The sequence below is a fragment of the Salinicola sp. NYA28a genome (assembly GCF_976982775.1).
Window position 1 is genome coordinate 2,524,615 of record NZ_OZ334582.1, and the last position, 19,185, is coordinate 2,543,799.

Genomic DNA, 19,185 nt, shown 5'->3' on the forward strand with positions numbered 1-19,185 from the left:
TGTCACAAGGCCAGACTTGATAACGTCGTCAAGTCACGAAGCGAGGGGTGGCGTCATGTCCGTATCGCCCATTGGTGGTCCCTGCCGCCCCGGTCCCGGTACTCACTGTCGTACTTGCAGCCTCAGTTCGTTATGTTTGCCCTTGGCTCTGAAAGCGCAAGCCATGGAAGACTTCGACGCCATCATCAAGCGCCGAGCGCCGCTGGTCCGCGGCGAAGTGCTCTGCCGTCAAGGGGAGCCGTTCGCGCAGATCTTTGCGGTTCGTTCCGGGAGCTTCAAGCAGGTCGTGCTCGATCAGGATGGCGAGGAACAGATCAGTCACTTCCATCTGCCGGGCGAGCTGATGGGACTGGAAAGTATCGAAGAAGGAAGCCATGCAGGGTTCATCATCGCCCTGGAACGGTCGACGGCCTGCGAGATTCCCTTTCATCAGCTGGACGCCCTCGCCGAGCGCATGCCGGAGCTGCGCAACCAGCTTTATCGCAGCATGAGCCGCATCATGGGTGACGAACATCGCCTGATCCGGTTGTTGACCTGCAAAAGCGCCGACGAACGGATGGCGAGCTTTCTCCTGGATCTGGCACGACGTTTCGAGCGTTACGGCTACTCCCCCGAGCGCTTCCGCCTGCCGATGTCCCGCACCGATATCGGCAATTACCTGGGGCTCGCTCTCGAAACGGTGAGCCGGATTCTCGGCCGACTGCAGCAGCAGTCGCTGATAGCGCTCGACGGCCGGGAGCTTCGCATTCTGCAGCCCGAAGCCCTCTACCAGCGCTCCCAGAGCGCCAATTGCCGAGCCAGATCCGCCGCCGTCCACCAGCATTGATCCTGCGGTGGGCCTTCCGCGCGGCGCACCGCCATGGCCGGTACCCGGCTAGGGGATATCGAGCCCCTTGAGATACCGAGCCCCTTAAGCTTTCTTTAAGTCTGAAACGCGACCATTGCCCACCATATTGGCCCCCGCACTGCGGTCGGCCCGCGTCTGGCTTATTTTTGGTAGACGACACTTTCATGAAAGCCGCAAGCGACGTTTCATCAAGCCCATTTCATCAAGCGGGAGTGTGCTCATTGCGCATGAAGAAGCGTTCTGTCAGCAACGCCGTTGAATGTTACAGGGCGGACCGCGCTTACCGGTCCCATTGCCAGGAAAATTGTCATTGATGCATTCCTCTCTCCAATCCTCCCTCCTGTCATCCGTTCCGCCACCCCTGCTCTCGATCCTGATACCGGCCAAGGATGAAGCCGGCAATCTCCCCCGCCTGCTCGATGAAATCAGTCTGGCGCTCGCCGATATCGACCACGAGGTGATCGTGGTCGACGATGCCTCGACGGACGGCACCTGGGAACTGCTGAGACAGCGTGCGGAGAAGGATGCCCGCCTGCGCCCGCTGCGGCATGCAACCAGCGCCGGACAGAGCACCTCGGTCTGGCAGGCGGCCTGGGCGGCCCGCGGCACCTGGCTGGGCACGCTGGATGGCGACGGTCAGAACGATCCGGCCGACCTGCCCAGGCTGTTCGAACGCGCCCAGCGTGGCGACGTGACACTCGTCGCCGGCCATCGCACCAACCGCCGGGACGACTGGATCAAGCGCGTCTCGTCCAGGGTCGCCAACCGTGTTCGCTCGGCGTTGCTCAACGACGCGACGCCCGACACCGGATGCGGCCTCAAGGTGGTGCGCCGCGACGCCTTCCTGCTGCTGCCCTATTTCGATCACATGCACCGTTTCCTGCCGGCGCTGGTACGCGCCCAAGGCGGCGAGTGCGTCTCGGTCCCCGTCAATCACCGCCCACGCGGCGCGGGCAAGTCGCATTACGGCCTCAGCAACCGGCTGTGGGTCGGCCTTGTGGACATGGTCGGCGTGATGTGGCTGCGGCGCCGAAGCCGGCTGCCGGCAGTCATCGCCGACTCGATCCAGCCCGACCCGGCGCTGGTCGAGAGCCGCGCGGAATCGAACGACGCGGAGCCGGCACGATGAACCAGGAGTGGCTATGGGTGACCATCGGCTTCATCGGCCAGGCGCTGTTCTCGGCCCGCTTCATCATCCAGTGGCTCGCCAGCGAGCGTGCCAGGCGCAGCATCATCCCGGTCGCATTCTGGTTCTTCAGCCTGGGCGGCGGCGCAACGCTGCTGGCCTACGCCATCTACCGGCGCGATCCGGTGTTCATTGCCGGTCAGGGCGCCGGATTGATCATCTACATCCGTAATCTGATGTTGATCCGGCGAGAACAGCGGCAGACGGCGTCGCCGGAAGATGTCTCGAACTCCTGAACGGAAATTCCCTCCATGCGACGCTTCCTGACCGACCCGTCACAGGCACGGTATCGGCGTGCCTGGCTACTGTTGCTGCTGTTCACCGTGGTGCTGCTGGGCATCGGCATCGGCCTGCGCGATCCGTGGCCGGCCGATGAGCCGCGCTTTGCCCTGAACGCGCTGGAAATGCTGCGCACCGGGCAATTCTGGTTTCCGCATCGCGGTGGCGAACTCTATCCCGACAAGCCGCCGGTATTCATGTGGGCCTCGGCCCTGAGTATCTGGCTCACCGGCTCCGTGCGCTGGGGATTTCTGATCCCGACGACGCTGGCCGGCGTCGGCACGCTGTTGCTGGTCGTCGATCTGTGTCGGCGTCTGCACGGTCGGCGCGTCGCGCTGTTGTCCGGCCTGGCGCTGCTGACGGCCTTCCAGTTCGTGCTGCAGGCCAAGACGGCGCAGATCGACATGATGCTGACCTTCTTCACCACGCTGGCGTCCTACGGCTTGCTGCGACACGCGCTGCTGGGGCCGGACCGGTGCTGGTGGTTGATCGGCTGGGCGGCGATGGGACTCGGCATCATCACCAAGGGCGTCGGCATCCTGCCGTTGACGCTGCTGCCAGCCTGGCTCTGGATGGGCTATCTCGGCGATTTTCGCAAGAACGCTCGCGGAAAAATCACACGCATCACGCTCAAGGATGCCATTCGGGGCATTGGCGTCATGCTGCTGTGCGTGGCCGCCTGGGCCGTGCCGATGGTCCTCATGGCGACCTGGGGAGACGACCCTTCACTGGCCGCCTACCGGGACAATATCCTGTTCAAGCAGACCGGCCAGCGCTATGCCGACTCCTGGGCCCATCTCGAGCCCTGGTACTACTACCTGGTCAAGGTACTGCCCTGGGCCTGGATGCCGCTGATTCTGGCGTTCCCCTGGGCGATTCCGGCCTGGTGGCGACGGTTGCGGCGATCCGACGCGCGGATCTGGCTTCCGCTCAGTTCGGTGGTCCTGATCGTGACCTTCTTCTCCCTGTCACCCGGAAAACGCGGCGTCTACATGCTGCCGACCGTGCCGCTGCTGGTGCTGGCGATGGCGCCGCTGCTGCCCGGCCTGATCGCAAGGAAGCGCCTGCACTGGCTGGGGTTCGGCCTGCTGGCCTTGCTGGGCGGCCTTCTGTTGATCGCCGGCATCCTGGGTCTCGCCGGCCTGCCCGCGCTGGCCAAGATCGCCGAGCGTCATGCCGTATCGCCCTGGGCGTGGTGGATCGTCATCGGCGCCGTCGCCGTCGGGCTGCTGGTCGTCATGCGGCCCCGCCGCGGGCTGTGGGCGCTGGGCAGCTGGCTGGCGGTGTTCTGGATCAGTTGGTCGACCTGGGGCTACGCCCTGCAGGACCACGCCCGCTCGCCTCGCGACATGATGGCCGAGGTCGAATCGATCACCGGTGCCGGAGCCTGGCTGGCCCTGCCGGACTACGACGAGGAGTTTCTGCTGCAGTCGCGCCAGCCCAGCATCCAGTTCGGCGACAAGACCCCGGCCCAAGACCAGCTCCTGCGCGCTTTCGCGTGGCTGCAGCAGGACGATAGCCGCTGGATGTTCGCGATGAAACGCCAGGCCGAGGACTACGCCTGCATCGATCAGGCCCGGATTCATGACATGGGCATCCAGAACGGGGACGCCTGGTGGCTGGTGCCGGCCACCGCCGTCGGCGAGTGCCGGGGAGACGAAGCGGCAGCGCCGATCTTCGTGGCGCCGACGACGCTGCCGGACGAGACCGGCAGCGCGCCTCGGGTGTAGAAGAAACGGACGCAAGCGAAAGGAATGCAGGAAAAAGCTCGCTGGAGGAGTCGATCACGCCACCGGGCGGCGGATCAAACGACGGGATCAAGCCAGTCCAGCCGAACCCGCAAGCCGCCGCCCTCGCGGTTGGCAAGCGTCATCGTCAAGCGCTGCCGCTCGGCCATCTCGGAGGCGATCGACAACCCCAGCCCGCTGCCGCTGATACGCTGGTCGGAAGCCCGCTGGAAGCGCTGCGTCACGGCCTCCAGCAGCGGTTCCGGAATGCCGGGGCCGGAGTCGTCGATAGTCAGCCATGGGTGACGTTTATCGACACCGACCGCCACGCTCACTTCGCCTCCCGGTGGGGTATAGCGCAGCGCATTGTCCATCAGGTTGCGGATCAGAATCCCCAGCTCGGTGGCATTGCCGACGACGTTTACCGGCTCGCCTTCGACGATATCCAGCGTCTGCTGTCGGGATTCGGCCAGCGGCCAGAGATCGGCGGCCAGATCCATGACCAGCGCCGGCAGCCGGACCCTCTCCGGCGCCGGACGCTCCTGGCGGATATCCAGGCGCGCCAGCAGCAGCAGTTGCTCGACCACCCGTTGCAGGCGCTCGATCCCGTTGTAGGCCTTGTCCAGCGCACTGGGCTCGCCGAAACGGGCGTTGTCGAGGTGGATCTTCATCGCCGCCAGCGGGGTTCTCAGTTCGTGCGCGGCATCGGCGGTAAAGCGCCGCTCGCGCTCGAGCGTCTGGCCCAGACGCTCGATGAAATCGTTGAGCGCTCCGCGCAGAGCCTGCAGCTCTTGCGGCACGTCCACCCGGATCGGGCTGAGATCTCTTTCGTCTCGGGTCTGAACCTGGCGGGAAAGATGATCGATCGGTTTCAGCCCGCGCCGGATCAGTCTGGCAATCAGCCAGATCAGTATCGGCAGCGCCAGCAGCAACGGCAGGAAGTTGCCCCACGCCACCTTGTTGGACAGCTCGTCCTGGAATGATTCGCGCAGGCCCACGCTGATCCAGCGCCCGCCATCGATCGGCATGCTGAACACACGCCAGCGATAGCCATCGTAGCCGACCCAGCGATGGCCCTCTTTCTCGGGCGGCGGGAACGCCTCGTCCCGGGCGTCCCAGCGCGCGCCCATCAACATCGGCTGACGATCGGCGCCCCAGAAGCCCAGCGACAGCATCCGCTCTTCGTGGTCATAGAGCTTCGGCTCGGCGACCTGCGAAATGGGGTTGTCTGTCTCGCCGTACCAGCGGGCGAAATGTCCCGGTTGCGACAGCTTCTCGGCGACCGCCCGATACTCCTGCGGCGTCGTATCGGCATCGACCAGCGCCGCGACCACTCGTGCCTGAAGGCTGAGCTGGGCGTCGAAGATCTCTTCCATCTCGTGACGCGTGATCAGGTAGGCAGCAGTCACCGCCAGCCCCATGACCACCAGCAGAACGCCGATGAGCGTGTAATTGAGGTAGCGACGAATCGATGTCATGCCGCGCGACTGTCCAACCGATAGCCGATCCCGCGGACCGTGGTGATCAGATGCTTGTCCAGCTTGCGGCGAAGGTGGTGGACATGGACTTCCAGCGCGTTGGAACCGACCTCTTCTCCCCAGCCGTAAAGCAGGCTTTCCAGTTTGGGCCGCGACATGACCTTGTCGCGGTTCCGGGCCAGTTCGAGCAGCAGGGCGAACTCCCGGCGTCCCAGCGTGACCGGGCTGCCGTTCCAGCTGACTTCATGCTGCGATTCGTCGATGGTCAATCGTCCGATCGACAGCAGCTGGGTCGAGCGGCCCTCGGCGCGACGCGTCACGACCCGCATCCGCGCCAGCAGCTCCTGCAGGTCGAACGGCTTGAGCACGTAGTCGTCGGCCCCGGCGTCCAGCCCGGCGATCCGCTGCTCGACCGCATCCCGGGCCGTCAGGACCAGAACCGGCAGCGGATGCTGGCGTCGGATGCTTCTGAGCACCTCCAGGCCGTCGATGTCCGGCAGGCCCAGATCGAGCACCACCAGCGAGAATGGCTCGACACGCACCGCCTCCAGTGCTTCGCGCCCCTTCAGTAGCCAGTCCACCACGTAACCTTCCCGGATCAGAGCAGTCCGGATACCGTCCCCCAGCAGGGGATCGTCTTCCACCAACAATACGCGCATTGCGGTTTCCGTTTTCGTTGACCATCAGGGAGCTCGACAGGAACTCGCCCATTCGATCCTATTGAGACACACCCACCTTAACGGTTTCTTATCGCGCCTTGCGCCTCATGCATGCCACCGGCGCCCAGCGCCAGGCTGGCCGCCGATCGCCTTCCGTTCCCGATAATGTTTCGTTAAGACAGCGCCGTCAAAGTAGCGCCTCTCAGCCATCTTGGGGCGCGATCTGATGATCACCACCCGCAGACTCTCGCACTCTCTATCTCTCCTGCAGTGGGCAGCCAGATACCGGGATACCTTCGTCATCGCCCTGCTCTGGGCAATGGCGCTCGCCAGCGCCCTGGCCAGGCCGCTGACACCCATCGACGAGACCCGCTATGTCTCGGTCGCCTGGGAAATGTGGCATGCCCATTCCTTCTGGCTCCCATTGATGAACGGAGCGCCCTATGCCGACAAGCCGCCGCTGCTGTTCTGGCTGATTCAGTCCGGCTGGTCGCTGTTCGGGGTCAACGACTGGTGGCCCAAGCTGATCTCGCCGCTGGCATCGCTGGTCGCGATGATGCATCTCTACCGTATCGCCCGCCGCCTGGGCTACGCCGGCAGCCAGGCACGGCTGGCCCCCATGGTGCTCAGCGCCATGCTGATGTGGTCTCTCTATAGCAGCGCACTGATGTTCGATGTGCTGTTGAGTGCTTGCCTGCTGGGCGCCATCTCTCCCCTGATCGCAGGCGTCTTCACTCTGCGCAAGGCATCGATCAGCGGGATCTGGCTGGGGCTGGCCCTGCTCGCCAAGGGTCCGGCCGCCTTCGTGACGCTGGCCCCGATTCTGCTGACGATTCCGCTCTGGCGAGCCACGCCGCTGGGCCAGTCGGGGCGGCGCCACCTTGCCCTGGCGCTGATGCTGGGATTCGCCATGCTGCTGGCCTGGGCGCTACCTGCCGCCTGGATCGGCGGGCGTGACTATGCCCAGGACTTGCTCTGGGGCCAGAGCGTCAATCGCTTGCAGCACGCCATGGCCCATGCCAGACCGACCTGGTGGTATCTGCCCTGGTTGCCACTGCTGGCGTTTCCCTGGTCGCTGTCGTCGGGCGCATGGTGGCGGCTCCCGACATATCGGCATCAACGGCTGGCCTGGATCTGGCTGGCCGGGCCACTGCTCGCCTTCTCGTTGATCAGCGGCAAGCAGATTCACTACCTGATGCCGCTACTGCCGGCGCTGGCGCTGCTCGTCATGGACGGCCTTGGCCGTGTCGACCCTCGGCAAGTCCTTCGCCCCCGTCTGGCAGCGGCGGCCATCGTCGTGCTCGGTGTGGTAGCCCTGGGGCTGGGAGTTTTCGGTGCCGATGCCGTGACCCGTTCGATGGTGTCGCCCTTCGGCATTCTGGTACTGATCGCCTTCGCCGTCATTCTCTGGCGCCAGCGCTGGCATGGCGGTGCCGAGGCGGCTCGAGGACTCGCCCTCGGCACAGGTATCGCCGTGCTGATCGCCACCCAGCTGATGCTGGCTCCCCTCTGGAGCCGATACGACGTCAGTGCGGCCAGTCAGTTGCTCGCCCGGCTGGAACTCGACGGCGTGCCCGTCGCCTTCAATGGTGACGGCTACCAGGCGACCTTCCAGTTTGCAGGCCGTTTGAAAAAGCCGCTCGTCACATTGAGCGGTGACCCTGCAGAGCTGTGCGAATTCAGGCATCGGGCGCCCGACGGCTGGATCGTGGGCCGCGACCGCGATCTTCGTTCATTGATCGCCAACGATGGCGCTGCTCACGTCTTCGATTATCGTGGAGGCAAGCTGGATATCGTCCCCGTCAGGGCACTAGCGCTGGATTCCCGGATACCCGCGTGTGATGGATGACATTCCATCGTCACCCGCGGCCAAAGCAATGAAGATTCGCTCAAGATAAAAGCGGTGAAGGTTCGTTTAAGGATAGAAAACTGGCATGAAAATACTCGTCACCGGCGCCGCCGGGTTCATCGGCTTCCACCTGGCCAACCGCCTCGCTCGCGATGGTCACGAGGTCGTCGCGCTGGACAATCTCAACGACTACTACGCCGTCTCGCTCAAGCAGGCGCGCGTGGACCGGTTAACGGGCGTCCCCTTTCACCATCTGGATATCGCGGATCTGGCATCGCTGGATGCGCTTTTCGCGCGCGAGGGCTTCACCCACGTCGTCAATCTGGCAGCGCAGGCCGGCGTGCGTCATTCCGTCGACCATCCCCACGAGTACGGCCGCAGCAACCTGACGGGGTTTCTCAACGTGCTCGATGTCTGCAAGCGCCACGGGATCGAGCATCTGCTCTACGCTTCCTCCAGTTCGGTCTATGGTCGCCAGAAGACACTGCCATTTCGGGAAACGGACCCCGTGGATCAGCCGGCCTCGATCTACGCCGCGACCAAGCGCGCCAACGAGATGATGGCCTACAGCTACGCCGACCTGCACCAGTTGCCGGCCACCGGCATGCGCTTCTTCACCGTCTACGGCCCGTGGGGGCGACCGGACATGGCGCCCTGCCTGTTTGCCGCCAGCCTGCTGCGCGGCGAGCCGATCGCGATCTTCAACCACGGCCGCATGGCGAGAGACTTCACCTATATCGACGATGTGGTCGAGTGCATCGTGCGGCTGCTGCCCCACGCGCCCGGCCTCGGCCCGGATCGTTCGGCACCCCACGAAATCTACAACCTGGGCCGCGGCAAGCCGATCGCCCTGCTCGACTTCGTCGACACGCTGGAAAAGCGCCTGGGCACCACTGCCACCCGACACTTCAAGCAGATGCAGCCGGGCGACGTCGAGCGCACCTGGGCAGATACCCGCAAGTTGCGGTCGGTCATCGATTACACGCCTCAGGTCTCTCTCGAGCGGGGCATCGATCGCTTCGTTGCCTGGCTGCTCGACTATCGCGAGCTCATGCTGGAAGCGATGCCCACCTGAGCCGCGTCCCCTCACGCGGTCAACGGTCGTCGAACGGGCCGCATTGGCGTAGCATCTGGCCTCTGATGCCCATTCGACGAGCCCGCGCATGCCCCTGAGCAAGACCCGCACCAGCTTCTACCGCCGCCTCTATGTCGCCCACCTGATCGACACCGGCCTCGCCGCGAGCGTGCCGGCCATCGTCGAGATCAGTGGCATGCCGCGTCGTACCGCCCAGGACACCCTGGCAGCGCTGGGCGAACTCGATATCCGCTGTGAATTCGAACAGTCCGAGGGCGAGCGTCACCAGATCGGGCGCTACGTGATCCGCGACTGGGGGCCGATCTCGCCGGCCTGGCTGGAACGCCACGCCGGCGAGATCGCCGAAGCCCTGGGTTATCCGCTTCCCGGGGTCTGAGTCCGGCTCTCTCTTCGCACCGCCCGGCAAAGGCAATCGATACCGTTTGGAGCTCCCCATGAGTGATCGCCAGCAGCGTCACCAGCAAGCCATGCAGAAACTCAAATCCCACGTCGACGAAAAGATCGCCGCCGCCACCGAGCAGCGTGGCCTGCTGCTGGTCTTCACCGGCAACGGCAAGGGCAAGACCACGGCGGCGTGGGGCACCGTCACCCGCGCGCTGGGTTACGGCTATCGTGTCGGCGTGATCCAGTTCATCAAGGGGCTGTGGGAGTGCGGCGAGCGCGACCGGCTGATCGACGATCCCAGTCTCGAGGTCCACGTGATGGCCACGGGCTTCACCTGGGAGACCCAGAACCGCGACAGCGACACCGCGGCCTGTCTAGAAGTGTGGCGGGAAGCCGAGCGGATGCTCGCCGATCCCGACGTCTATCTGGTGGTGCTCGACGAGCTCACCTACATGCTCAAGTTCGGCTATCTGGAGTTCGAAACGGTCAGGCGCGCCATCGCCAACCGTCCGCCGGAGCAGAGCGTCATCGTCACCGGGCGCAATGCGCACCGCGAGCTTGTCGAGATGGCGGATACCGTCACCGAGATGCAAGAGACCCGGCATGCCTTCAATGCGGGAATTCAAGCGCGTCGCGGCATCGACTATTAAAGCCACGAGTCATGAGCCACGAGCTGCGAGCTAAGAGCTAAGAGCTGCGGGCCAAGAGCTAAGGACCAAGGGCCACGAGCTATGAAACGCGGCCAATAGTTCCGTTTCGGCTATCGACTCGTCGGCTAGGGTCTGTTGACGTTTCATGCACGGCCGCGCCGGAGCCAGTTTTTGTGCGGGGCAAGGCGTGAGGAGCGTAGTTTGGTCATTCCAAATGAACGACGAATAACGCAGCACCGTGCAAAAACTGGCCCGGCCCTTCGGGTTGCACGGCAAATGGCGCCATGCGGCGTTGCGGGATTGGAAAAGGGAACCACCCTTCTCTGCATCCCGCGCCTGGCCTGGCGCCATTTGGCGCAGCAACGCGGTTCGCGCTGAAACGTCAACAGACCCTAGCGGCTCGCCTCAGCAAGTGCTCGACATACCTCGCGCACGCCTTCGATCATGCGCGGCCCGGGGCGGCTGATGGCGTCCGGTTCCAGTGTGTAGAGCGCGCCGTCGCGTACCGCCGGCAGCTCGTCGTGGCTGGCCCAGAAGGCCTGCCAGCCATCGTCGTTGCCCGCTGCCAGAATCACCTGCGGCTGCGCCTCGATCAGCGATTCCCAGCCGATCTGCGGAATCAGCACCGGAGCGTCGTCGAACAGTGGCGCCCCACCGCAATGACGAATGACCTGAGTCACGATCTGGCCGCCTGCCAGCGTGGTCAGCGGAGACTGCCCCAACTGGTAGAACACCCGCGGCGGCGGCGAGAGCAGTTGGGCGGTCTCGTCCAGCGCCGCCTCGAAACGCTGCGCGGCGCGCTCCCCTTTCGCGGCGTGTCCGGTGAGCCGGCCGATATCCCGCAGTTCATCCGCGGTCTCGCCGAGCCGGCGCGGCTCGCTGCGATAGACGGGAATATCCAGCCGCTCCAACTGCTCGACCAGCGACGCTGGCGTGCCGCTTCCCCAGGCGAGCACGAGATCGGGCCGTTTGGCGACGATCAGTTCGAGCGGAATGCCGCGATAGCTGCCGACACGATCGATCTGCCGCGCCGCCGGCGGGAAGTCGCTGCCGTCGATGACGCCGACCAGCTGGCTGCCGGCGCCGACGGCATAGCTCGACTCCACCAGATGCGGCGCCAGCGCGATGATGCGCTCGGCCGGCTGCGCCAGCGTCACGGTATGACCGCTGGCGTCCTCGACGCTGATGGTCTCGGCGTCACCGGCCGCGACGCAGGCGAGCGGCCAGCAGGCCAGCGCCAGCAACGAACCTGGCGACCGACGACCGACGGCGGATCTCGATCGGCTCGGCAATAGGGAAAGACAGCGCATCATCGACTCGGCGGGTTGGGTTAATGGCGCGGGCGAGCATAGCATGGGAACCGAATGGCGCTGCAGGCGTCCATGCAACGTTCGCCTCCGCGCGAACGACGCTTCTCGATACCGGTTTCTCGACAGAGGAAATGCCATGTCTCTCTCCACGCTCAACCACTCACGGGTTGCCGCCCGGCCGTTGAAACGCCATGGCGCGCTCGGTCACGCCATCGGCCTGGGTCTGGCCGGCGCGCTGGCGACCCTGACGCTCGCCACCCCGGCACTCGCCGACAAGACACCGCATCAGATTCAGGTCCAGGCCAACGCGACGATCGACGTCGCGCCGGACCAGGCGACGCTGAATGCCCGGCTGTGGGAGCGAACGCCCGCCCAGGTCCAGGGGGAGGAAACCTCGGGCGACAGCGACGCCATCAAGGAAGCGCGGGACCGGCTCGAATCCCGCACCGGCGAACTGATACGGACGCTGGAAAACGCCGGTGTCGACAGCAAGCAGATCCGCGCCGGCTCGCTCAGCGTGCGCCCCGACTATGTGCAGACCGCCAGCCGGGGCGATGACAATGCGCCGCCGAAGGTACGCACCCAGGTCGAACGCTCGGTGTCGTTGACGCTGAACGAGCTCGACCGGCTGCCGCGCGTGCTCGACGCCCTGACCGCCGCCGGTGTCGATTCCCTCGACGGTGTCAGCTACGGGCTGCAGGACAGCAACGCCGCCGACGACCGAGCGCTCGAGCAGGCCCTCGAGCGGGCGCGCCAGAAGGCCAGGATGATGGCGAAGACGCTGGACGTGGATCTGGGCGACGTCGTCAATATCCAGGAGACCACCGCGCCCCGCTATCAGCCGCAAATGATGATGCGCGCCGCCGAGGCCGACAGCAGCGGCAGCTCGGCCGAGTATCGCAGTGGCGAGATCAGTATCGATGCGGGCGTCAGCGTGATCTGGGAAATCGACGACTGATGTCGTTCGGGCGGGCGCTGAAGCCCGCCCGAAGCCGTTACAAATCCCTTTATCCAGTAATACATTCAAGCAGAGCCAGCTGACTACTGACCGAGTGTTAACCAACCTTTCGCGCGTCATTGCGAGGGAGAACCCTCGCGCTCCCCTTTTTGACGCCACAGACGGCGAAACCCTGAACGCCAATCGCCCGCGCTCGGGTCGGCGCGAAAGGGCATCCCTGCCCTACGCGCCTCTTGCGTCATCCATGACGCAAGACCCGGTACGGGCGATAGTCGTTCAGCGCCGTTCTGAAAGGCGTCATTGGGTGGCAAATTCATACACGGCGGGCCATCCATCCGGCTAAAAGGGACTCATGCCCGCCGCATTGCGCGCCCGACAACGACCTCGCCGATCAACGCCAGGGCGAGAATGGCGGCGATCCAGCGCCAGTCGAACCCGGCCCCCAGGGCGCCGAGCGCGTCCAGGAATACCACCACGATGGCCAGCGGGCAGACGTAACGGATCGCGAATCGCCACAGCGCGTGAACCGCCGAAGGCAGCCCCAGTTCCTCCTCGAGACTCTCCCGCCGCAACACGAATCCGGCCAGTATTGCCGTTCCCAGCCCGCCCAGCGGCATCAGGAAGCGCGAGGTCAGGAAGTCGAGCCAGTCGAAGAAGTGGCGCCCCGCCAGCTTCCAGTCCGCGCCGACGTTGAACGACAGCATGGCGAGCGTGCTCACCACCCACAACAGGATACCGACGCCCCAGGCTGCCCTGGCACGCGATACGCCGTGGCTTTCGTTCAGCCACGCGACCGTGGCTTCGATCATCGAGATGGCGGATGTCAGCGCGGCAACGGTGAGCATCAAGAAGAAGATCGTCTCGATCACGCCGCCCAGCGGCATCTGCTGAAACGCCAGCGGCAGGCTCATGAAGATCAGCCCCGGGCCGGAGGCCGGGTCCATGCCGTTGGCGAAGATCACCGGGAAGATCGCCAGCCCGGCCATCAACGCCACCAGCGTATCGCAGATGGCGACCATCAGCGTGGTACGACCGATGGACTGGCCGGCCGGCAGATAGGCGCCATAAGTCAGAATGGCGCCGGAGGCCAGCGACAGGGTGAAGAAGGCATGCCCCATCGCGGCCAGTACCGCTTGTCCGGTGAGCTTGCCGGGATCGAAGGCAAACAGAAAATGCACCCCGGCCCCGAAGCTGCCGGAAAAGAACGCATAGACGATCATGATCACCAACATGATCACCAGCCCCGGCATCATCCAGCGCACGCTGCGTTCGATACCCGCCTGCACGCCCAGTCCCACGATCGCCATCGTCGCCAGCGTGACCAGCGTGCTCCAGAACCCCAGGTTCCAGGGGTTGGCGTTGTTGGCGCCGAAGATCGCCGCCATGCCTTCGACACTATCGGCACTCAGGCCGCCGCTGAGCGACTTCCACAGATAGGAGACCGCCCAGCCGGCGACCACGACATAGAACGACAGGATCATGAAGCCGCACAGCATCGCCATCCAGCCGAGCCCCGACCACAGGCCGCTGCGCCCGGATTCTCTCGCCACCCGGCGGATGGCGTCGATCGGGCTGCCCCGCCCGCGTCGCCCCAGCGCAATCTCGGTCATCATCACCGGCACGCCGATGGCGGCGATGCACAGCAGATAGACCATGACGAACGCCCCGCCGCCATACTCGCCGGTCATGTAGGGGAACTTCCAGATGTTGCCCAGGCCTACCGAAGAGCCGGTCGCCGCCAGGACGAAGCCCCAGCGTCCCAGCCACAGGTTCTTGGGTGATGCGATTGCGGTCATGCTTCCTCGTCGTTCCAGTGGAAGGCCTGATCGAGTCAGGCCCTATCAAGCCCGGATCCGGCGCAAAGAGTCGCCCATGACGGGCGGAAGTGTCCCGATGACGGGCAATGCGGCGGGGGATTGTAGCGTCGACGAGGCCTATGCGCGACCGCCTCATGGTTGGTGCGATGCCGGGGCTTGTGCAAAGCTTGGCACACGACGATGATCCAACCCGTTCGGTGGGTGTTTCATTCCAGACAGAGCTTCGCAAGGAGATTCCGATGTCCCGGCACTTCGCCATTCTGGGGTTGGGCTATTTCGGCAGTACCGTCGCGCGTGAATTGAAACGCCACCAGAACCAGGTGCTGGGCGTCGACTCGGACGACACCCGGGTCGACGCCCTCTCGGACATCCTCGATCACGCCGTGATCGCCGACCTCACTGACGAAAAGGCGCTGGGCGAGCTCTCGCTGGACGCCTACGATGTCGTCGTCATCGCTGTCGACGACGACGTCGAGACCAGCGTGATCTGCACGCTCCACGTCAAGGAACTGGGCGCGAAGGAGATCTGGGCCAAGGCGGACTCGGATTCCCACTACAAGCTGCTCAAGCGCCTCGGTGCCGATCGCGTGGTCTACCCGGAATACGATGTCGGTGTGCGGGTGGCGGAGAGTCTCAACTACCATGCCATGGTCGATTTCATTCGACTGGGCGAGCGCCAGTTCATCGTCGAGATCGAGACCACCGAACGCCTGCTCGAAAACGCCACCAGTGTCGCCAGTCTCGCGCTCGATCGCGATGCGCTGTTTCTGGTTGCCATCAAGCGTGGCCAGGAGGTGCTCCGCAATCCTTCCGACGAGACCCCGCTGCAGACCGGCGATAGCCTGATCCTGATGGGCGATCTGCAGGCCCTGCGCGAGATCGGCAACCAGATATGAGTTCCCCGATGCCCGCCCACTCCGATCCCGGTTCGGAACTGCCCTCGTGAGACGTTGGCAACGCCTGAAACAGCCTTTTCGCCGCTCGCCTCACGGCGGGGTCATCCGGCTGTCGCCGCCGGAAATCCTGCTGATCGGCTTTGCCCTGCTCTGCGCCCTCGGCGCGCTGCTGCTCTGGCTGCCCGGTAGTGCAACGCGCCCCCTGGCCTGGCACGAAGCGCTGTTCACGGCGACCTCCGCGGTCACCGTCACCGGCCTCAGCGTGATCGATATCGGCCAGGACCTGACGTTCGTCGGCCAGCTGGTGGTGCTGGTGATGATCCAGATCGGTGGCCTGGGATTCATGACCTTCGCCGCCCTCACGGTCCTGCTGCTGGGAACGCGTCTGCCGTTGAGTCAGCAGAATCTCGTCCGCGAGGCGCTGGGCGAGATCGCCTTCAGCGACATCCGCGATCTGATCAAGCTGGTCGTCGCCTTCGCGTTGCTCACCGAGAGCGTCGGCACGCTGTTGCTGGCGTGGCACTGGGTCCCCGAGTACGGACTGAAGGCAGGCCTGTGGCACAGTCTCTTCCACGCCGTTTCCGCATTCAACAACGCCGGCTTCTCGACCTTTACCGATAGCCTGATTCAGGAAGCGGGCAGCCCACTGGTCAACGGCGCGGTGACGCTGATGTTCATCGTCGGCGGCCTCGGCTTCGTGGTGGTGAGCGATCTTTATCGCCACCGCCGCTGGTCGCGCCTGGCCATGCAGACCAAGGTCGTGCTGCTGGCCACGTTCTGGCTCAACGTGATCGCCACCACGATGCTGCTCGGGCTGGAGTGGTCCAATCCCGCCACCCTCGGCGGGCTGGGCGACCTCTTCACCAAGGTGCAGGCGGCCTGGTTCCAGGCCGTCACGCCGCGTACGGCCGGCTTCAACACGCTGGAGATCGGCTCGCTCACTGATGCCTCCACCCTCCTCGTCATGCTGCTGATGTTCATCGGTGGCGGTTCGAGCTCCACCGCCAGCGGCATCAAGATCACCACGTTCGTCGTGCTGTTGCTGACCGCCCGGGCGTTCTACCGCAATACCGAACACCCCACGGCCTTCGGCCGCTCGATGACTCAGGAAACCGTGATCAAGGCGATCACCGTCGCGCTGGCCGGGGTTTTGCTGGTCGTCCTGACGCTGTTCGGCCTCACCATCACCGACGGCGACCATTCGTTCCTCGATCTGGCCTTCGAGACGGTTTCCGCGTTCGGCACCGTGGGGCTGTCCCGCGGCATCACCAGCGATCTCTCGCTGCCCGGGCAATTCCTGCTGGGCCTGACGATGCTGCTGGGTCGTGTCGGGCCGCTCTCGGTGGGCTATTTCCTCGCCACTCGCCAGGCGAAGGGCGTGCGCTACGCCAAGGGTGAAATTCAGATCGGCTAATGATGGATTCAGACGCTCGAGACCGCGTTCACAGCGCTCGCGAGGCGAGTTGCCAGGCGACCAGCAGCATGATCGCCCCGACGGTGATATCGATGCCCTGCCACCAACGCGGATTCTGCAGCCGCGGCGACAGCCAGTGAGCCAACCCCACCAGCCCGAAGAACCAGATCAGCGAAGCCAGAGATGCCCCGGCCACGAATCCCGCCGGACTGGCCTGCTGGCCACCGATGATACCCAGCATCACCACCGTATCCAGATAGACATGCGGGTTGAGCAGCGTCACGCCCAGCGTCGCGATCACCACCGGCCTGGCGCTAGCGAGACTCATGCCGGTCTCGGGCACGTGGTTCACGGCCAACGCGATGGACTCAGGGCGGGCGACGCGCTTGAACGCCACCAGCGCCTGCCACACGAGCCAGGCCACGCCGCCCCATCGCGCCAGCAGCAAGAGCACGGCGCTGGAGGTGATCAGCGGCCCGAGCCCCGCCACCCCGGACGCGACCAGCAGCAGATCGCACACCGCGCAGATGCCCGCCACCAGCCAGCCGTGCTCGCGGCGGAGGCCCTGGCGCAGGACGAACGCATTCTGCGCGCCGATGGCCACGATCAAGCTGGCGCCGATCAACAGGCCGTGAAGAAGAGAATTTCCCACTATCGTGATCTCGAAAAGGCAGCGGTTCGCATCATGCCGAGAAATCGACTATTAATAAAAATGAACATGTTAATGAGGCATTAGAAAATTTGATGCTGGACTACAAACTTCTGGAGGCCTTGGCTGCCATCGTCGATCAAGGTGGGTTCGACCGCGGCGCGCAGCAACTCAATCTGACCCAGTCGGCAGTCTCCCAGCGCATCAAGTTGCTGGAAGCGAGACTGGGGCAACCGGTAGTGGTCCGTACGCCCCGGTTAATGCCTACCCCGCTGGGCCAGCGGCTGCTGAATCACGCTCAGCAGGTGCGTCTGCTGGAGCATGATCTTCTCGACAGGATTCCGGCACTCGGCGAGGGCAAGCATCGTCTCAGGCTGGCGCTCAACGCCGACAGCCTGGCGACCTGGTGGGCGCCGACGCTGGGTGACTTCTGCCATCGACGCGGCGTCCTGCTCGACCTGGTCGTGGACGATCAGGAAGTGGCGCTGCGCCGCATGCGCGACGGCGAGGTGGCCGGCTGCATCTGCGCCACCGCACGTCCGGTACAGGGCGCTCGTGCCCGCGCGCTCGGGTCCATGCGTTATCGGGTCATGGCCAGCCCCAGGTTTGCTGATCGCCATTTCGCCGAGGGCGTGACCCATCAGGCGCTGGAACTGGCGCCCGCCATTCTCTATGGCCCGGACGATCGTCTGCACCAACGCTATCTCGATTTCCATGGTTTCAAGGATCCGTTCCCGCATCACCTGTGTCCGTCGTCGGAAGGCGTGCTGCACATGGTGCTTGCCGGTATCGGCTATGCCTTGATCCCCGAGAGCCAGGGGGCCGATGGATTGGCCCGAGGCGACCTGGTCGACCTCGATCCGCAGCGACCGCTGGACGTGCCGCTGTACTGGCACTTCTGGCGCCATGGCGGTGAACTGCTCGATGCGCTTACGGCCCACCTCGTTTCCGCTGGCGACAATTGGCTGAGAGCCCCGGAAGCGTCGTCGGCTGCCGTTGGCTGAAAACGCCCTCGTCGCACAATGGCGACAGGATTCCTCTTGATAACCAATGGCTTGAAGATCAGCAGGCACGGTCTAGAATGAATGGCAAGTCAAATGGACGATGCCACCATGAATGCGGGAAACCACGACACAAGGAGTGAGTGACATGATGCAGACAGCCACCAGAACCCCGGTATGGATGGCCCTGGCCGGACTGCTTACACTAGGCGCCCTTGCCGGCTGCGCCAGCGACAGCAGTTCGATCGAGAAGGACACTACCGATTATGTCGTGACCGGTTTGGGCGATGATCAGGACGAGGCACTGGCCAACGCCAAGGAGCGCGCCCTGGAACAATGCGAGTCTCAGGATCGTGACGAGTTCGTGATCGTCGAACAGGACATGATGGGACCGAAAGACGGCGCCAGCAAGGCGGCCAATGCCAACGACCAGCTCGAAGGCGCGACCGTCGACGAAGACACCGAACTTCAGGCCGCCACGCAAGAAGGAGATGGTTACAAGGCCACCTGGACGATCCGCTGTCGCTGAATTCTGACCCAGTTCCCAACCAGACAAGATCATCGAGCCCCGCCGGTCAAACGACCGCCGGGGCTTTCTACGCTACGCTCGGCGCAGGTTTTCCACGCTCTCGACCTTGTCATCCATGCGCTGCTCCCGATCCGTGCGGGTTCCCATCTTCAGCGTCGTGGTAATTCTCGGCGCGCCCATGGCATGCACCTCCTCGTGGCAGGCCTTGACGACGGCCATCACCTCGTCCCAAGGGCCTTCGATATTGGTGCCGTAAGCATGCATTCGATAATGAAGCCCGGAAGCCTCGATCACGCGCTGGCACTCTGCCACATAGGGCGACACCGAGACGCCGACCCCCAAAGGAACGACACATAGATCAACGATGACGTGCATTTTTCCCTCCTGTGTCGATTTTTCAACTTGATCGACATCAACTATGCATATTTTGGCCTAAGGTTCACTGTGAGTCGTTAG

The 19,185-nt window shown here is 64.4% G+C and carries 19 protein-coding genes; 13 read left to right on the forward strand and 6 right to left on the reverse strand.

The features are described from left to right. Positions 1 to 55: 55 nt before the first annotated feature. The 4 genes from fnr (at position 56) to ACWHY3_RS11360 (ending at position 4,042) form a co-directional block, all read left to right on the forward strand. Positions 56 to 826 carry a fumarate/nitrate reduction transcriptional regulator Fnr gene (gene fnr / locus ACWHY3_RS11345; protein ID WP_087719006.1) on the forward strand — a complete coding sequence of 257 codons (771 nt, stop codon included), beginning with the start codon at positions 56 to 58 and terminating at the stop codon, positions 824 to 826. A 334-nt stretch (positions 827 to 1,160) separates the two neighbouring features. Further along, on the forward strand, positions 1,161 to 1,976 hold the full coding sequence (locus tag ACWHY3_RS11350; RefSeq protein WP_448126586.1) for a glycosyltransferase family 2 protein: 816 nt from the start codon (positions 1,161 to 1,163) through the stop codon (positions 1,974 to 1,976). After that, positions 1,973 to 2,269, forward strand: a complete 297-nt coding sequence (locus ACWHY3_RS11355; protein ID WP_448126587.1) for a lipid-A-disaccharide synthase N-terminal domain-containing protein — start codon at positions 1,973 to 1,975, stop codon at positions 2,267 to 2,269. The genes ACWHY3_RS11350 and ACWHY3_RS11355 overlap by 4 nt, the downstream gene beginning before the upstream one ends. Before the next feature lie 15 nt (positions 2,270 to 2,284). Continuing rightward, the gene (locus ACWHY3_RS11360; RefSeq protein WP_448126588.1) at positions 2,285 to 4,042 is read left to right on the forward strand and encodes an ArnT family glycosyltransferase; all 1,758 of its coding nucleotides are present in this window, start codon (positions 2,285 to 2,287) and stop codon (positions 4,040 to 4,042) included. Between the two features lie 74 nt (positions 4,043 to 4,116). Here the strand turns inward: ACWHY3_RS11360 and ACWHY3_RS11365 are convergent, their stop codons facing one another. Next, a complete protein-coding gene (locus ACWHY3_RS11365; protein WP_448126589.1) occupies positions 4,117 to 5,517 on the reverse strand; it encodes an ATP-binding protein in 1,401 nt (466 codons plus the stop codon). After that, entirely contained in the window at positions 5,514 to 6,176 is a 663-nt protein-coding gene (locus tag ACWHY3_RS11370; protein ID WP_448126590.1) for a response regulator, read from the reverse strand. Before ACWHY3_RS11370 ends, ACWHY3_RS11365 begins: the two co-directional genes overlap by 4 nt. 226 nt (positions 6,177 to 6,402) lie before the next feature. Here ACWHY3_RS11370 and ACWHY3_RS11375 point away from each other — a divergent pair, with 226 nt between their 5' ends. The 4 genes from ACWHY3_RS11375 (at position 6,403) to cobO (ending at position 10,155) form a co-directional block, all read left to right on the forward strand. Further along, positions 6,403 to 8,025: an ArnT family glycosyltransferase gene (locus ACWHY3_RS11375; protein WP_448126591.1), complete on the forward strand. Its 1,623-nt coding sequence runs from the start codon at positions 6,403 to 6,405 to the stop codon at positions 8,023 to 8,025. A gap of 85 nt (positions 8,026 to 8,110) precedes the next feature. Next, the gene (locus ACWHY3_RS11380) at positions 8,111 to 9,100 is read left to right on the forward strand and encodes an SDR family NAD(P)-dependent oxidoreductase (protein ID WP_087718999.1); all 990 of its coding nucleotides are present in this window, start codon (positions 8,111 to 8,113) and stop codon (positions 9,098 to 9,100) included. Between the two features lie 88 nt (positions 9,101 to 9,188). Beyond that, positions 9,189 to 9,497, forward strand: a complete 309-nt coding sequence (locus tag ACWHY3_RS11385) for a winged helix-turn-helix domain-containing protein (protein ID WP_087718998.1) — start codon at positions 9,189 to 9,191, stop codon at positions 9,495 to 9,497. Between the two features lie 58 nt (positions 9,498 to 9,555). Next, complete coding sequence (cobO, locus tag ACWHY3_RS11390) at positions 9,556 to 10,155, forward strand: cob(I)yrinic acid a,c-diamide adenosyltransferase (RefSeq protein WP_071232171.1); 600 nt, start codon at positions 9,556 to 9,558, stop codon at positions 10,153 to 10,155. Between the two features lie 392 nt (positions 10,156 to 10,547). Here the strand turns inward: cobO and ACWHY3_RS11395 are convergent, their stop codons facing one another. Then, positions 10,548 to 11,465, reverse strand: coding sequence for a cobalamin-binding protein (locus ACWHY3_RS11395; protein WP_448126592.1), 918 nt, complete (start codon positions 11,463 to 11,465; stop codon positions 10,548 to 10,550). 136 nt (positions 11,466 to 11,601) lie between these two features. Here ACWHY3_RS11395 and ACWHY3_RS11400 point away from each other — a divergent pair, with 136 nt between their 5' ends. Then, complete coding sequence (locus ACWHY3_RS11400) at positions 11,602 to 12,423, forward strand: SIMPL domain-containing protein (protein ID WP_448126593.1); 822 nt, start codon at positions 11,602 to 11,604, stop codon at positions 12,421 to 12,423. Between the two features lie 350 nt (positions 12,424 to 12,773). On the opposite strand, the gene ACWHY3_RS11405 is transcribed toward ACWHY3_RS11400, so the two are convergent. Next, positions 12,774 to 14,219 (reverse strand): sodium-dependent transporter, encoded by a 1,446-nt coding sequence (locus ACWHY3_RS11405; RefSeq protein WP_448126594.1) that lies wholly within the window; start codon positions 14,217 to 14,219, stop codon positions 12,774 to 12,776. Positions 14,220 to 14,479: 260 nt separating this feature from the next. Between ACWHY3_RS11405 and ACWHY3_RS11410 the strand changes: the two genes are divergently transcribed. Both ACWHY3_RS11410 and ACWHY3_RS11415 read left to right on the forward strand, forming a co-directional pair. Next, the gene (locus ACWHY3_RS11410; protein ID WP_448126595.1) at positions 14,480 to 15,136 is read left to right on the forward strand and encodes a potassium channel family protein; all 657 of its coding nucleotides are present in this window, start codon (positions 14,480 to 14,482) and stop codon (positions 15,134 to 15,136) included. A gap of 46 nt (positions 15,137 to 15,182) precedes the next feature. Continuing rightward, positions 15,183 to 16,550, forward strand: coding sequence for a TrkH family potassium uptake protein (locus ACWHY3_RS11415; RefSeq protein WP_448126596.1), 1,368 nt, complete (start codon positions 15,183 to 15,185; stop codon positions 16,548 to 16,550). Positions 16,551 to 16,578: 28 nt separating this feature from the next. Here ACWHY3_RS11415 and ACWHY3_RS11420 read toward each other — a convergent pair whose 3' ends face one another. Further along, positions 16,579 to 17,202, reverse strand: coding sequence for a LysE/ArgO family amino acid transporter (locus ACWHY3_RS11420; RefSeq protein ID WP_087718992.1), 624 nt, complete (start codon positions 17,200 to 17,202; stop codon positions 16,579 to 16,581). A 92-nt stretch (positions 17,203 to 17,294) separates the two neighbouring features. Here ACWHY3_RS11420 and ACWHY3_RS11425 point away from each other — a divergent pair, with 92 nt between their 5' ends. Together ACWHY3_RS11425 and ACWHY3_RS11430 are read left to right on the forward strand one after the other, a co-directional pair. Next, positions 17,295 to 18,203: a LysR family transcriptional regulator ArgP gene (locus ACWHY3_RS11425; RefSeq protein WP_087718991.1), complete on the forward strand. Its 909-nt coding sequence runs from the start codon at positions 17,295 to 17,297 to the stop codon at positions 18,201 to 18,203. A gap of 145 nt (positions 18,204 to 18,348) precedes the next feature. Continuing rightward, the gene (locus ACWHY3_RS11430; RefSeq protein WP_087718990.1) at positions 18,349 to 18,729 is read left to right on the forward strand and encodes a hypothetical protein; all 381 of its coding nucleotides are present in this window, start codon (positions 18,349 to 18,351) and stop codon (positions 18,727 to 18,729) included. Between the two features lie 72 nt (positions 18,730 to 18,801). Here the strand turns inward: ACWHY3_RS11430 and ACWHY3_RS11435 are convergent, their stop codons facing one another. Further along, the gene (locus ACWHY3_RS11435; RefSeq protein ID WP_110634517.1) at positions 18,802 to 19,104 is read right to left on the reverse strand and encodes an MTH1187 family thiamine-binding protein; all 303 of its coding nucleotides are present in this window, start codon (positions 19,102 to 19,104) and stop codon (positions 18,802 to 18,804) included. Positions 19,105 to 19,185 lie beyond the last annotated feature (81 nt).

Bases quoted from the DNA above. Each gene is read 5' to 3' on its own strand.
- ACWHY3_RS11400 (WP_448126593.1), top strand. From the start codon at position 11,602: ATGTCTCTCTCCACGCTCAACCACTCACGGGTTGCCGCCCGGCCGTTG.
- ACWHY3_RS11375 (WP_448126591.1), top strand. From the start codon at position 6,403: ATGATCACCACCCGCAGACTCTCGCACTCTCTATCTCTCCTGCAGTGG.
- ACWHY3_RS11430 (WP_087718990.1), top strand. From the start codon at position 18,349: ATGATGCAGACAGCCACCAGAACCCCGGTATGGATGGCCCTGGCCGGA.
- ACWHY3_RS11425 (WP_087718991.1), top strand. From the start codon at position 17,295: ATGCTGGACTACAAACTTCTGGAGGCCTTGGCTGCCATCGTCGATCAA.
- ACWHY3_RS11410 (WP_448126595.1), top strand. From the start codon at position 14,480: ATGTCCCGGCACTTCGCCATTCTGGGGTTGGGCTATTTCGGCAGTACC.
- ACWHY3_RS11380 (WP_087718999.1), top strand. From the start codon at position 8,111: ATGAAAATACTCGTCACCGGCGCCGCCGGGTTCATCGGCTTCCACCTG.
- cobO (WP_071232171.1), top strand. From the start codon at position 9,556: ATGAGTGATCGCCAGCAGCGTCACCAGCAAGCCATGCAGAAACTCAAA.
- ACWHY3_RS11395 (WP_448126592.1), bottom strand. From the start codon at position 11,465: ATGCGCTGTCTTTCCCTATTGCCGAGCCGATCGAGATCCGCCGTCGGT.
- ACWHY3_RS11405 (WP_448126594.1), bottom strand. From the start codon at position 14,219: ATGACCGCAATCGCATCACCCAAGAACCTGTGGCTGGGACGCTGGGGC.
- ACWHY3_RS11350 (WP_448126586.1), top strand. From the start codon at position 1,161: ATGCATTCCTCTCTCCAATCCTCCCTCCTGTCATCCGTTCCGCCACCC.
- ACWHY3_RS11370 (WP_448126590.1), bottom strand. From the start codon at position 6,176: ATGCGCGTATTGTTGGTGGAAGACGATCCCCTGCTGGGGGACGGTATC.
- fnr (WP_087719006.1), top strand. From the start codon at position 56: ATGTCCGTATCGCCCATTGGTGGTCCCTGCCGCCCCGGTCCCGGTACT.
- ACWHY3_RS11360 (WP_448126588.1), top strand. From the start codon at position 2,285: ATGCGACGCTTCCTGACCGACCCGTCACAGGCACGGTATCGGCGTGCC.
- ACWHY3_RS11385 (WP_087718998.1), top strand. From the start codon at position 9,189: ATGCCCCTGAGCAAGACCCGCACCAGCTTCTACCGCCGCCTCTATGTC.
- ACWHY3_RS11355 (WP_448126587.1), top strand. From the start codon at position 1,973: ATGAACCAGGAGTGGCTATGGGTGACCATCGGCTTCATCGGCCAGGCG.
- ACWHY3_RS11435 (WP_110634517.1), bottom strand. From the start codon at position 19,104: ATGCACGTCATCGTTGATCTATGTGTCGTTCCTTTGGGGGTCGGCGTC.
- ACWHY3_RS11365 (WP_448126589.1), bottom strand. From the start codon at position 5,517: ATGACATCGATTCGTCGCTACCTCAATTACACGCTCATCGGCGTTCTG.